The organism is Ideonella dechloratans, assembly GCF_021049305.1.
In the GTDB taxonomy this organism is placed as follows: Bacteria; Pseudomonadota; Gammaproteobacteria; order Burkholderiales; family Burkholderiaceae_C; genus Ideonella; species Ideonella dechloratans.
Window position 1 is genome coordinate 1273401 of sequence record NZ_CP088081.1, and the last position, 12855, is coordinate 1286255.

Below are 12855 nucleotides of genomic sequence, written 5' to 3' on the forward strand. Positions count from 1 at the left end.
ACTTGCCGCAAGGCGTGACAGGCTCAGGGAGGGCCGAGCGATGTTGTTCACTCGTTGGGATGTGGTGCTGAGTGCACCGGCAGTTGCGTGTGTTGTCCTGTGGGGAGCCTGCATCTCGAGCCAGGCGGCCGAGAGCGCCTCTGCTCCCCTGCCAGTGGCAGCCTATGCCGCACGGCCCCTGCTCGGTCAGCTGAGCTATTCGCCCAACGGTCAGCGCCTGGTCGGGCTGATGCACAACGGCGACCAGACCGTGCTGTTCACGGCAGACGCCAGTGGCGGGCACATGCAGCCCCTCACGGCCACCGACAACGCCAAGTACCAGATCCGCTGGGTGGACTGGACCAGCGACAAGCAACTGATCTTCAGCCTGGGCTACCCGGCTTTTCGTCCGGGGGCGACGACCCTAGAGACCCGCCTGTTCGCCATGGATGCCGACAGCGGGGTGTCCATCAACCTGGTTCCGCCAGCTCGTGACAAGTCCCTCGACATCGCGCAGATCGAGGACGACGTGATCGACATGATGGAAGGCGACGGTCAGCACATCATGCTGCAACTGCGTGAAACGCAAGGCATGGTTGAACCTTCTGTATTTCAGGTGGAGCTGGCAACTGGCAAGCGGTCGCAGGTGCAGGGCGCCATGCGCTTTGTCAACGAATGGATGACAGATCGGCAGCACCGGGTACGCATCGGCTTCCGCCTCGATGACAAGGAAAAGGATATGCAGATCATCGAGCGTGGCCCCGATGGCGGTAGCTGGCGCACGCTCTGGCGCTACCCACTTTTTGATGCGCATGCGGTGCGCCCCCTCCGCTTTGACGCCGACAACCCGCAGCGGCTGTATGTGTCCGCCAACCCCGAGGGCAAGGAGCGGGCAGTGTATCTGGCCAAGCTCGACCAACTGGACGCAGACGGCCATCCGGTGCTTGAGCCGGTGACACCGGCCAAACGCCCTGACTTCGCCCAGACGCGCGACCTCGGCGGCTTCAATGGCCTGGCGCGCGATGATCTGCGCTCGCAAAGCACGCGGGAACTGCAGCAGAGTGTCGATCAGGCACTGCCCGGGCGCTTCAACCAGCTCAGCGGCTTCTCAGGAGATCGCCAGAAGTACCTGGTGATCTCCAGTGGCAACGGCATACCGACCCAGATCTACACCGGCGATCGGACCACAGGCAAGCTGGCCTTGCTGACGGATGAGTTCCCAGCGCTGGCCGGGGCCAAGATGGTCGGCAAGACGACGGTGGAGTTCGCGGCCCGCGACGGCTTGACGCTGCACGGTTACCTGACCCGCCCTCTGGGACAGGCGCCCAATGGCTGGCCGCTGGTGCTGCTGCCTCACGGCGGCCCCCTGTCCTCAGACACCCTGGATTTCGACCCCTGGACCGAATTCCTGGCCAGCCGAGGCTATGCCGTGCTGCAGGTCAACTACCGAGGTTCCAGCAGCGAAAGCGACGGCTTCCGCAACGCGGGGCTCAAGCAATACGGTCTCAAGATGCAAGATGACCTCACCGATGCGGTGACATGGGCAGTGCAGGACAAGCTGGCCGATCCCAAGCGAATCTGCATCGTGGGCGGCAGTTACGGCGGGTACGCCGCGTTGATGGGCGCCGTGAAGACGCCGGATCTGTTCCGATGCGCGGTCAGCCTCAACGGGTTGACCCAACTGGTGGACTTCTCCCGGCGTGCGGCGTCCTACGTCAACATGCAGGCCGTGCTGGACCAGCAGATGGGCAACTACGCCCGCGACCGCGAGCAGTTGCTGGCCACTTCACCCGCGGCCCAGGCTGCGGCCATCCGCATTCCGGTGCTGGTGATGCACGGCACGGCCGACCGCACCGTGCCCTATGACCAAGCCGAAACCATGGTGGCGGCACTCAAGGCGGCGGGCAAGACCTACCGATTTGTGTCTCTGGAGGGGGCAGATCACCAACTCAGCCGCCAAAGTGATCGACTGAGGTTCCTGATGGAGTTGCAGCAGTTTCTCGACGCCAACATCGGGGCGACAGCGACGGGTCATTGAGAGGTATCGACGTCATGGCTGCTCCGCAGCGCCCGGTACACCGTGTTGCGGCTCACCCCCAGCCGGCGGGCGGCCAGGCTGATGTTGCCTTCGCACTGGGCCACCGCCTGCCGGATGGTCTGGTGCGTCAGGGTGTGCAGCGGCAGGGCCGCCGGGGGCTCGGTGCTCACGGTGCTCGCTGAAGTCTCCGCGGCAACCAGCCGGTGTCCGGCCGCCTGCAGGGCCTGCCGGGCCTCTTCCACGAAGTCGTCGGGCAGGTGCTCCGGCAGCACCTCCTGGCCCGGCCCGGCCATCACGCAGGCGGTTCGCAGCACGTTGTGCAACTGGCGCACATTGCCCGGCCAGCTGTAGTGCTGGAACAGCCGTCGCACCGGGGCGGACAGGCGGGGGGTGTTCTCGGGGGCGAGCTGGTTCAGCAGACGCTCCACCAGGGTGGGCAGATCCGAGCGCTCGCGCAGCGGGGGCAACTTCAGCGCCAGGCCGTTGAGCCGGTAGTAGAGGTCCTCGCGGAAGGTCTGGGCCTGGATCATCTCGCGCAGGTTGCGGTGGGTGGCGCAGACGACGTTCACGTCCACCGGGACGGCGCGGCTGCCGCCCAGCGGCATGACCTGCCGCTCCTGCAGCACCCGCAGCAGGTGGGCCTGCAGCGACAGGGGCATGTCGCCGATCTCGTCGAGGAACAGGGTGCCGCCATGGGCCTGGACGATCTTGCCCACCGCGCCGCGCCGGCGCGCGCCGGTGAAGGCACCTTCCTCGTAGCCGAACAGCTCGGCTTCGATCAGCGTCTCGGGGATGGAGGCGCAGTTCACGGCAACGAAGGGCTGCTGGGCGCGGCGTGAATCCTGGTGGATGGCGCGGGCGAAGACCTCCTTGCCGGTGCCGGTCTCGCCCAGCAGCAGGATGGGGATGTCCCGGTCCAGCACGCGGCGGATCTTGTCCACCACGGTGGCGATCTGGGCATCGCCGCTGTGCAGGGCCTGCAGACCGGGCGAAGTCGGTGTGGTCGTCGACCGCTGCGCGGGGCGGGAGGGCAGGTCGGCGACCGGGGCCTCCCGGCCGGTGGCGCGGGCCGAGGGCAGGGGAGACAGCGTCGGCTCGAACGGGGGATCGGCGGTGGCACTGGCCAGGGGGCTGGCGGTCCACACGGGCCAGTTGAAGCGGGCCTGCAGATGAAAGCGCCGCCCGTCGGGCAGCGTCACGGCCAGCGGCTGTCCCAGCGGGTGGCGGAAGCGGTCCACCAAGGCGCCGATCTCCAACCCCATCAGCGTGGACAGGGTGTGGGCCCGCAGCGCGGCGCCGGACAGGCCGGTCAATTCCATGGCGCCGCGGTTGGCGCCGACGATGCGCCCCTCGGGGCTGACCGCGACGATGCCCTCCACCAGGGTGCCGATGAAGTCGGGTCGGGGGTGGAAATGCAGGCGCAAGGCCTGCCGGTGGTCGTCGGCCAGCCAGTGGTTCTCGATCATCCGGGCGGACATCTTGACCAGGGCCATGGTGTGCTGGTGGTAGCCGCGCTGGTCGCCGGACACGTCGAGCACGCCCAGGATGTTGCCGCGCGGATCCAGGATGGGCGCGGCCGAGCAGGTGAGGAACTGGTTGGAGCGGACGTAGTGCTCGTCGGCGTGGATCAGGGTTGGCACTTCCTCGATCAGTGCGGTGCCGATCGCATTGGTGCCCTGGACGGCTTCGGACCAGTTGGCGCCCGGTTGAAGCGTGACCCGGGCAGCGCGGCTGAGGAAGGCGTTGTCGCCGATGGCATGCAGCACGGTGCCGGCGGCATCGGTCAGCAGCACCATGCTCTGGCTGTCGACGATCTGTTCGAACAGCATCTCCATGACCGGCGCGGCATGGCTGCACAGGCGCTCGTTGCGCTGCAGCGCCAGGGACAGCTCGGAGCGGCCGTGCGGGGCGCCCTCGGCACCGCGCACCGGGTCGATGCCCATGGCCTCGCAGCGCAGGTGGGAATTGGCGATCAGGCTGGCGCGCGCCGGTGACGCGGCCACGGACAGAGCGGTCAGGGGGGGCTGGCCTGGCATGGCGGGTTCCTCCGGGGGGCCGTCCATGGGCGGCCCCGAAGGCGCCAGTGTGCCTCAGCGCAGCGGTTGGGGGTGGCCCGTCAGCGTGTGTTGCTGGTGGCGCGCACTTCTTCCATGCTGGTGATGCCGGCCAGCACCTTCTCGATGCCGTCCTGCCGCAGGGTGCGCATGCCTTCGCTGAGAGCCTGCTGTTCGATGTCCTCGGCGTGGCCCTTGCCATGGATCAGCTGGCGCATGGCCCGGGAGGAGGTCATCAGCTCGTGGATGCCGGCGCGGCCGTGCAGACCGGTCTTGTTGCACTTGTCGCAGCCCGGGCTGTGGTAGCGCTTGAGCGTGCCTGCGGTGCCGTAGCGCTGCACCCACTCCTGGCGCAGGGTGGCGCGGTCGGGGGCGCCCACGCCGCCCTTCCAGGCGCTCAGGTAGTCGTCCAGCAGTTCCTCGATCCACTCCTCGGGCGCAGGCTCGGCGCGGCGGCAGTCCGGGCACAGGCGGCGCACCAGGCGCTGGGCCAGCACGGCCAGCAGGGCGTCGGCGAAGTTGAAGGGGTCCAGGCCCATGTCCAGCAGGCGGGTGACGGTCTCGGCCGCACTGTTGGTGTGCAGCGTGGACATCACCAGGTGGCCGGTCAGCGAGGACTCGATGGCGATGCTGGCGGTTTCCTCGTCGCGGATTTCGCCGACCATGATGACGTCCGGGTCGGCCCGCAGGAAGGCGCGCAGGGCCTTGGCAAAGGTCCAGTCGATCTTGGGGTTGACCTGCACCTGGCGCAGGCCGACCTGGGTGATTTCCACCGGGTCCTCGGCCGTCCAGATCTTGCGCTCGGGCGTGTTGATGCAGCTGAGGGCCGAATGCAGCGTGGTCGTCTTGCCCGAGCCGGTGGGGCCCACGCACAGCACCAGACCGTAGGGGCGGTTGATCGCCTCTTTCAGGGCCAGCAGGTTGTGCGGCGACAGGCCCAGCTTCTCGATGGGGGGCAGGGCCTTGTTGGACGCCAGCAGCCGCAGCACCACATCCTCCAGACCGTTGTTGGTCGGGATGGTGGCCACGCGCAACTCGATGGGGCAGGAGGGGACGAAGCGGGCGAAGTTGATCTTGCCGTCCTGGGGGCGCCGCCGCTCGGAGATGTCCAGGTCGCACATGATCTTGATGCGGGCGACCAGGGCGTTGCGGTAGGTGTGCGGCAGCTCCAGGTAGGGCTTGAGCACGCCGTCCAGGCGGAAGCGCACCCGCAGCTTGCCGCGGCCCGGCTGGGGCTCGATGTGGATGTCGGAGGCGCCCTGGGCATTGGCCTCGACGATCATGGTGTTGATCAGCCGGACCAGGGTGTTGTCGGACTGCTCGATCGGCGGGTCTTCGAGGGCATCCGTCTCGCTCACCCGGATCTGCTCCAGATCCGCCAGCAGGTGCTCGGTGCCCTTTTCGTCGAAGCTCAGCCGGGTGGGCTCGTTGAGGTTGACCTGGGCCTGCTCGATCAGGCCGTGACGCTGATAGGCCGAGATGATGGGCTGTGTCAGGTCCTCGGTGGCGGCCAGCACCGGGATGACCTTGCTGCGCGAGGCGAAGCTCAGTTCGTCGATCAGGCTCTTGCGCGAGGGGTCGTCCATGGCCACGACCAGGCGGCCCGGCAGGGTCTGCAGCGGCAGCACGTTCAGACGCTGCGCCAGCCCGAAAGGCACCAGCCTCAGTGCGGCCGGGTCCACCGGGTAGGTCTCGATCTGCACCACCGGGTAACCCATCTTGCGGGCCAGGGCGGAGCGCAGGGCCTCGCGCTTGATGTAGCCGGCGCGCACCAGCAATTCGCCCAGCGGCACGGTGCGGTTGCTGCGCTGCTCGATCAGCGCCGCATCCAGCTGGTTCTGGCTGATGTAGCCCATGGCCAGCAGGGCTTCGCCGATGCGCACCATCGGCATGCTGGCCTGGGTTTCCAGGGCGGCTTCCAGCTGCTCGCGGGTGACCACATCCTGGCTCAGCAGCACATCGCCCAGACGGCGCTCGCGCAGCTGGCTCTGAACGGCCAGCACCTCGGCGATCTGGGCCGGGCTGGCGGTGTCTTCGGCCACCAGCATGCTGCCCAGGCTCTCGCCCAGCTGGAAGCGTGCGTAGACGTCACGCGGACAGAACAGGCGCTGCACGGTGCCCTGGTCGTCCAGCGGCGGGAAGAGGAAGAGGCCCTCGGGCAGCTCCACATGGCCCACGGTGCGGCCGGTCAGCACGCTGCCGTCCACCAGGTCCACACGGTAGTCGATCGAAGGATGGAAGTCGGTCAGCTCGGGCGGCACCGCGCCGCGGTCCATGAAGGAGGGCCGCATCGGCGTGAGCAGGGTGATGCGACGAAAGCGGCTGGGGCGCAGGGCCATGGCCTTGCGCGCGGGGGGCACCACCAGCTGGATCACGTTCTGGGCCGGCAGGTAGGCCAGCAGGCTGGCCTGCATCACCTTGCCGTTCTGCCCCTCGATCTCGCAGGGCTCCGGATCCTGCTGGGGCAGGCTGGTCGGGTAGATGGCATACGGCGGCGTGGGCCAGGCAAACGCCCCCGGATTCGCACCCGGGTTCGTCTCGGCCACGGGCGCGGCAAGATCGTCGTGTTGATCTGTCGTGAAGAAGGACGGCAGCTGCGACATGTTGCTCATGGCCAGGGGAGGTCTACCCGACACGGAGGGTCGGCGATACAGGTGATCCTAGGCGTGCGACTCAACCGGCCATGCCGGAATAAGACCGTGGATTCCCGCCCAGCTTGATGTCAGGATCCCCTTCGGGCCTCATCGTCCATCGCCCCGATCGTCGGGCGGCGCCGGCGGGTCGGTGTCGTCCCGGTAATGCTTCCAGCGGTCCACCGCCTGATGCATCACCTTCATCTGTCTCAGAAAGCGCGGGCAGGGGTCGCAGATGGTGAGGTGCAGGCGCAGCTTCATGCGCTCGGCCAGGGTCAGGGGCCGGTCCTCGCTCTGCAGGATGAGGGCGGTGGCCTGTCGGCAGGAAATCTGGAACAGCATGGCAGAGGGGCTTCAGGGGATCAGGCCGTCGCAGCGGTGGTGCTGCCGAACCAGTTGGCCTGCAGGCAGTCGCGCAGGCGCAGGCGGGCGCGGTGCAGCAGCACCCAGAGGTTGGCGCTGGTGATGGCCAGTTCCTGGCAGATCTCGTCGGTCTCCAGTTCCAGCCAGATGCGCATCATGAACACCCGGCCCTGCACCGGCGGCAAGTGGTCCATGCAGGCATCGAGCACCTGCAGGAACTGCTGCTGGCCCAGCAGGGCCTCGGGATGGGCATGCCACTCCACCGGGGTCTCGCGCCAATGGCCGGTGTCGTCGAACAGCAGCGGGTCCAGGTCCTCGGCGTCGTCGGCCTGCAGCACCGTGGCCTCGCGCGAATGACGGCGCAGCTGGTCCACCAGCTTGTGCTTGAGGATGCCCACCAACCAGGTCTTGAGCTGCGACTGGCCCGCAAAGGCCTGGGGCCGCTCCAGGGCGGCCAGCAGCGTGTCCGACACGGCATCCTCGGCCCAGGCTTCGTTGCGCAGCTGGGTGCGGGCATAGCGCATCAGTTGCGGGCGCAGCGCCTCGACGGCGCGCTGGAAATCGTCGGCCATGCGCGAAACAGGAGTCACAACACACCCAGTGTAAGGAATCGGGGATCTGCCGCGACCACCGGATGAACGGCGGCGCAAGGGGCGCGGCCTTCGCAACCTTTCTCACTCCTGGAGCTTTCCATGTCTTCGAACCATCTGCTCGTGTCTTCCGCCCTGACTGCCGTGCTGGCCATGGGCCTGGGCGCTTCCGCCCACGCCGAAACGGGGGCCAAGGAAAAGTGCTTCGGCATCGCCAAGGCGGGGGCGAACGACTGCGCCAACCTCTCGGGATCCCACTCCTGCGCCGGCCTGGCAACGGTGGACAAGGGCGCCGACGAGTGGAACTACGTGGCCAAGGGCAGCTGCCACGCCAAGGGCGGCCGCACGCTGGACGAGGTCAAGGCGGGTGCCAGGGGCGGCAAGTGAGGGCAACCGTGGCCAGCCCCTCCATCGGCATCGGCTGGAGGGCCCCGCATGCGCGGGATCTGCTGCAGCGCCGGCCGGCGCTGGGCTTCATCGAAGTCCACAGCGAGAACTTCTTCGCCCTCGGCGGGGAAGCCCGCGCCGCGCTGCGCGCGGCGGCCGAGCACCACCCGCTGAGCCTGCACGGCGTCGGCCTCGGGCTGGGCTCGGCCAGCGGGTTGGACCCTTGGCACCTGGACCGCCTGGCCGAACTCGTCGCCGATTTCCGGCCGCGCCATGTGTCCGATCATGCCGCCTTCACCCATGGCCCCGGCACGGACGCGGGCTGGGCCCATGCCGGGGACCTGCTGCCCATCGGCCTCAACCCCGCCTCGCTGGCCCTGATGGCCCGGCATGTGGACCAGGTCCAGCAGCGGCTGGGGCGGGTGCTGGCGGTGGAGAACATCAGCGCCTGCCTCTGGCGTGACGACGACGAGATCGCCGAGCCGGCCTTCTTCAACGCCCTGACCCGCATGACAGGCTGCCGCCTGCTGCTGGACCTGAACAACCTGGTGGTCAATGCCCTGAACCGAGGTGCGGCCGACCCGGTGGCCCAGGCCTGCGCCTGGGTGGATGCGATCGATGCGCACAGCGTCGACGAGATCCACCTGGCCGGACACGACGCCAGCGGGCCGCTGGTGGTGGACGACCACGGCAGCGCGGTGAGCGAGTCGGTTTGGGCCGTGTACCGCCATGCCCTGCATCGCCTGGGCCCGGTGCCCACACTGATCGAGTGGGACACCGCCCTGCCCGACTTCGACACCCTGCTGCAGGAGGCGGACCGCGTGGCCACCTGCCGGCCCCAGCCCTGGAGTTCGCCATGGACGCCTCTGCCCCAAGCTGCCTGAACCCGGCGGCACTCACCCCCCAGGCCCTGCGCCTGGAGCAGGAACGCCAGGCGCAGCTGCTGGCGGCCATCCGGGCCGGTCACGGCCCGTTGCCTGCGGGCTGGGCTGGCCACCGCGTCGGGCTGCTGGCCCACCAGCGCCACGCACGGGCCACCGCACGGCGGGCGCTGGCGGGGGCCTACCCGGTGCTGGCAGCCTGGCTGGGCGAGGTCGAGTTCGAGGCCCTGGCCTGGCAGCATTGGTGCCAGACACCGCCCCGTCGGGGCGATCTGGCCCGCTGGGGCGCCGCCTTGCCCGAGGCCCTGGCCTCGGAGGGACCGGGGACCGGCACCGAGCACGCGAGCCTGGCGGCACTGGAGTGGGCCGTGCACGTGGCTGCCCGCGCGGCGGACCCCGTGCCCGGCCTGCCTCAGGGCCTGGACGCGTTGCAGACCACACCGCCCGAGGCGCTGTGGCTCTTGCCCCAGCCCGGTCTGGCGCTGCTGCCCTGCAGTCCGCAGGTGTGGGCGCGTTGGTGCGCGGCGCAGCCAATGCCGCCGCCCGGGTCGGAAGATCCGCCGATGCCCTGCGAGTGGGCTTTGGTTCGGCGGGTGGGTTGGCAGGTGGCGGTGCGGGCTCTGCCCGCCGACCAGGCCCGTTTCACGCACCGCTTGCTGGCGGGCGACAACCTGGGAGAAGCCTTGACCCGGGCCGCGCCCGGGAACTTTCAGGACTGGCTGCGCGATGCGCTGGCCGAGGGCTGGTGGCGCGCGGTCAGCACCGCGGCGCCGGGCAGCCTGCATGACGAGGATGAAGAACCATGAACTTGTCGATGATTGAACGTGGCCAGGCCCTGTGGCGGCCGGTGGAGGCCACGCTGCGGGCGCTGCAGGCCCCGGCCCAACTGGCTGCCCGGCTGTATGTGGGCTCGGTGTTTTTCCGCTCCGGGCTGACCAAGCTGCGCGACTGGGACATCACGCTGGCGCTGTTCCAGGACGAATACCACGTGCCCCTGTTGCCGCCCGATGTGGCCGCCGTGGCCGGCACCACTGGGGAACTGGTGCTGCCGGTGCTGTTGGTGATGGGCCTGGCCGGGCGCTTTGCGGCGGCCGGCCTGAGCGTGGTGAACGTGGTGGCCGCCATCAGCCTGACGGACATCGCCGCGGCGGCCCTGACCCAGCACCAGTTCTGGGGCAGCCTGTTGCTGGCGCTGGTGCTGTGGGGGTCGGGGGCCTGGTCGGCAGACGCCTGGCTGCGCCGCCGCCTCAGTCCTTCGGCGTGAAGCCGATCTCCATCGTCGGCGGAATGGTGCCGTCCACATCGCGCGGCAGCTTGCCGGTGCGGTCGATGGCGCGCAGCACCGTTTCGTCCCAGTCGCGGTTGCCGCTGGAATGGGTCAGGCGCCGGCCGATGATCGTGCCGTCCGGCGCGCAGCGCACCTCCACCACTGCGCGCGGGTTGCCGTCGATGCTGTCGAGTGAAACGATTTTGGGCCTGACGTAGGCCACGATGCGGCCCGCATAGTTGGCCGAAGGGCCGGACGTGCGCTGGGCCGTGCCGGTGCTGCCTTGGGCGCCGTTGGCGCCGGCCACGCCGGTGGGGCTGCCGAGCTGGGCGGCCATGCGGCGCAGCTGATCCTGGCGGGCGGCCTCGGCCAGCTTGGCCTGGCGCGCCTTGTCGGCCTTCTCCTTAGCGGCCTGCTCTTTGGCGGCCTGCTCCTTCGCGGCCTGCTCCTTGGCTGCCTTGTCTTTCGCGGCCTTGTCGGCCTTCTCCTTGGCCGCCTGCGCCTCCCGGGCGGCCTTGTCCTTGGCAGCCTTCTCCTCGGCGGCCTTGGCCTGGGCGGCCTTCTCCTTCTCCCGGGCGTCGCGCTCGGCCTGCTGGCGCTTTTCCCAGGCACGTTGGTCGCGTTCGCGGGCCAGCTCGGCCTCACGTTCTGCCTGCGCCTTCTCGGCGGCGGCCTTCTCCGCCGCCTTCTCGGCAGCCTTTTCGGCGGCAGCCTGTGCGGCCCGGGCCGCCTTCTGCTGGGCGGCCTGCTGTGCGGCCTGTTGGGCTGCAGCCTGCTCGGCAGCGGCCTGGGCCTGCTGCTGTGCCTGCTCCTGGGCCGCGGTGTCCTGGGGCGGCGTGGGCTGGGGCTGCGGCTGGCCATCGGCCTGACCCAGCGGGGCGGCCGCGATCTGCGGCACGGCCGACCACAGTTCCGCGCTCACCCCTTCCGGGTCGGCGGTGTGCCATTGCACGCCCAGCGTCAGGGCCAGCACCAGCAGGGCATGGGCCAGCAGGGACATGACCCAGCCCGTGCGCGGGCTGTCCGCGGTGGGCGGGTGCAGGGCCTCGCGCGGCGTGGCCAGGGGCTGCAGCGGGCTGCTCACGGCATCAGCCTCCCTGGCGGACCGACAGCCCCACGTGTTGCACGCCGCGGCGCTGCAAGGTGTCCATCACCTTCACCACGCTCTCGTAGCGCACCTGCTTGTCGGCCGAGATGATGACCGGCACGTTGTCGCTGCCCGCCTGGGCGCCCAGCACCTGGTCGGCCAGGGCGTTCAGGGTGGTGGTCTGGGCCTCGCCCTTGTCGATCTTGAACTGCAGCTTGTCGTCGCTCTGCACGATGATCTCGACCACGCTCTGCGGGCGGGCCTTGGCCTTGCCCACGCTGGGCAGGTCCACCACGCCGGTGGTGATCATCGGGGCGCTGACCATGAAGATGATGAGCAGCACCAGCATCACGTCGATGAACGGGACCATGTTGATCTCGTTCATCGAACGGCGCCGGCGGCCACCGCCGCGGGGAGCGACTCCAGGCATCTCGAGGCTCCTCGCTCAGTGGGTCGTCGCGCCACCGGCGCTGCCGACATTGCGCTGCAGGATGTTGGAGAACTCCTCGACGAAGCTCTCGAGCTGGATGGCGATGCGGTCGATGGTGCGGGCGAAGTGGTTGTAGGCCAGCACGGCGGGAATGGCCGCGAACAGGCCGATGGCCGTGGCCACCAGCGCCTCGGCAATGCCGGGGGCCACGGTGGACAGGGTGACCTGCTGCAGGTTGGACAGGCCGACGAAGGCGTGCATGATCCCCCACACCGTGCCGAACAGGCCCACATAGGGGCTGATGGAGCCCACCGAGGCCAGGAAGCCGATGCTGCCTTCCAGCGCGTCGAGCTCGCGCTGCAGGGTGGCCTTCATGGCACGGCGGGCGCCGTCGAGCTGGCTGCCGGCGTCGAGCTGGCGTTCGCGCAGCTTCATGAACTCGCGCATGCCGCTGGCGAACAGCCGCTCCATCGGACCGGTGTCGGGCTTGTTGCTGGCGGCGCGGTAGAGCTCGTTGAGGTTGCGGCCGGACCAGAACTCCTGCTCGAAGCTGCCGTCGCGCTCGCGGGTGCGGGACAAGCCCACCACCTTCGAGAAGATGACGCTCCAGCTGGCCAGCGAGATGAGCAGCAGCGCGGTGACCACCAACTGCACGATCAGGCTGGCGTGCATCAGCAGGGAGACGATGGAGAGGTCCTGGTTCATGGGAAAAGGCGTGAGAGGACGTCGGAAGGGATGCGGCGGGGGCGGAAGTTGGCCTGGTCCACGCAGGCGATCTCGATCTCGCCTTCGCACAGCAGGGTGTCGCCTCGCCAGGCTTGCTGGAACACGCTCATGCGGGCCCGGCCGGGTTCGGCGCGGTCCACAGTGACGATCAACGCGTCATCGAGCCGCGCGGGAGACAGGTAGCGCAGCCGGGTCGATGCCACCACGAACAGAGCGCCGCTGCGCTCGCGCAAATCCTGCTGGCCGATGCCGGCCGCGCGCAGCCACTCGGTGCGGGCGCGCTCGAAGAACTTGAGGTAGTTGGCGTAGAACACCACCCCACCGGCGTCGGTGTCTTCCCAGTAGATGCGCACGGGGAAGCGGAAAAGCGGGGCTGTCGTGGGTTCGGACATGCGAAGCCGCGATGATACGCCCACCGCT

General features: G+C 69.1%; 13 protein-coding genes. 5 read left to right on the forward strand and 8 right to left on the reverse strand.

Annotated features, from left to right (window positions below; translation table 11 throughout):
* Positions 1-40 precede the first annotated feature (40 nt).
* Positions 41-2017, forward strand: a complete 1977-nt coding sequence (locus tag LRM40_RS05995) for an alpha/beta hydrolase family protein (RefSeq protein ID WP_151123682.1) — start codon at positions 41-43, stop codon at positions 2015-2017.
* On the opposite strand, the gene LRM40_RS06000 is transcribed toward LRM40_RS05995, so the two are convergent.
* The 4 genes from LRM40_RS06000 to LRM40_RS06015 all read right to left on the reverse strand — a co-directional run bounded on the left by LRM40_RS06000 (position 2011) and on the right by LRM40_RS06015 (position 7639).
* The gene (locus tag LRM40_RS06000) at positions 2011-4053 is read right to left on the reverse strand and encodes a sigma-54-dependent Fis family transcriptional regulator (RefSeq protein ID WP_231067746.1); all 2043 of its coding nucleotides are present in this window, start codon (positions 4051-4053) and stop codon (positions 2011-2013) included. The two genes, LRM40_RS05995 and LRM40_RS06000, sit on opposite strands and share 7 nt — an antisense overlap.
* An 80-nt stretch (positions 4054-4133) precedes the next feature.
* Positions 4134-6683: a GspE/PulE family protein gene (locus tag LRM40_RS06005; RefSeq protein WP_231067747.1), complete on the reverse strand. Its 2550-nt coding sequence runs from the start codon at positions 6681-6683 to the stop codon at positions 4134-4136.
* 129 nt (positions 6684-6812) lie between these two features.
* Positions 6813-7046: a zf-HC2 domain-containing protein gene (locus LRM40_RS06010; RefSeq protein ID WP_151123684.1), complete on the reverse strand. Its 234-nt coding sequence runs from the start codon at positions 7044-7046 to the stop codon at positions 6813-6815.
* Between the two features lie 20 nt (positions 7047-7066).
* Positions 7067-7639: a sigma-70 family RNA polymerase sigma factor gene (locus LRM40_RS06015; protein WP_151123685.1), complete on the reverse strand. Its 573-nt coding sequence runs from the start codon at positions 7637-7639 to the stop codon at positions 7067-7069.
* Positions 7640-7759: 120 nt separating this feature from the next.
* Between LRM40_RS06015 and LRM40_RS06020 the strand changes: the two genes are divergently transcribed.
* From LRM40_RS06020 to LRM40_RS06035, 4 genes are read left to right on the forward strand one after another with little or no spacing between them, the layout of a single operon-like run.
* On the forward strand, positions 7760-8044 hold the full coding sequence (locus LRM40_RS06020) for a BufA1 family periplasmic bufferin-type metallophore (RefSeq protein WP_151123686.1): 285 nt from the start codon (positions 7760-7762) through the stop codon (positions 8042-8044).
* Between the two features lie 8 nt (positions 8045-8052).
* Entirely contained in the window at positions 8053-8928 is an 876-nt protein-coding gene (locus tag LRM40_RS06025) for an MbnB/TglH/ChrH family RiPP precursor modification enzyme (protein WP_231067748.1), read from the forward strand.
* Complete coding sequence (locus tag LRM40_RS06030) at positions 8901-9731, forward strand: HvfC/BufC family peptide modification chaperone (protein WP_151123688.1); 831 nt, start codon at positions 8901-8903, stop codon at positions 9729-9731. Before LRM40_RS06025 ends, LRM40_RS06030 begins: the two co-directional genes overlap by 28 nt.
* Positions 9728-10189, forward strand: coding sequence for a DoxX family protein (locus LRM40_RS06035; protein ID WP_151123689.1), 462 nt, complete (start codon positions 9728-9730; stop codon positions 10187-10189). The genes LRM40_RS06030 and LRM40_RS06035 overlap by 4 nt, the downstream gene beginning before the upstream one ends.
* On the opposite strand, the gene tolA is transcribed toward LRM40_RS06035, so the two are convergent.
* The 4 genes from tolA to ybgC are packed head-to-tail and all read right to left on the reverse strand — an operon-like array spanning position 10173 to position 12827.
* Complete coding sequence (tolA, locus tag LRM40_RS06040; RefSeq protein ID WP_151123690.1) at positions 10173-11276, reverse strand: cell envelope integrity protein TolA; 1104 nt, start codon at positions 11274-11276, stop codon at positions 10173-10175. The genes LRM40_RS06035 and tolA overlap by 17 nt on opposite strands.
* A 4-nt stretch (positions 11277-11280) precedes the next feature.
* Positions 11281-11709, reverse strand: a complete 429-nt coding sequence (locus LRM40_RS06045; protein WP_151123691.1) for a biopolymer transporter ExbD — start codon at positions 11707-11709, stop codon at positions 11281-11283.
* 15 nt (positions 11710-11724) lie between these two features.
* Entirely contained in the window at positions 11725-12414 is a 690-nt protein-coding gene (tolQ, locus tag LRM40_RS06050) for a protein TolQ (protein ID WP_151123692.1), read from the reverse strand.
* A complete protein-coding gene (gene ybgC / locus LRM40_RS06055) occupies positions 12411-12827 on the reverse strand; it encodes a tol-pal system-associated acyl-CoA thioesterase (protein ID WP_151123693.1) in 417 nt (138 codons plus the stop codon). The genes tolQ and ybgC overlap by 4 nt, the downstream gene beginning before the upstream one ends.
* Positions 12828-12855: the final 28 nt, after the last annotated feature.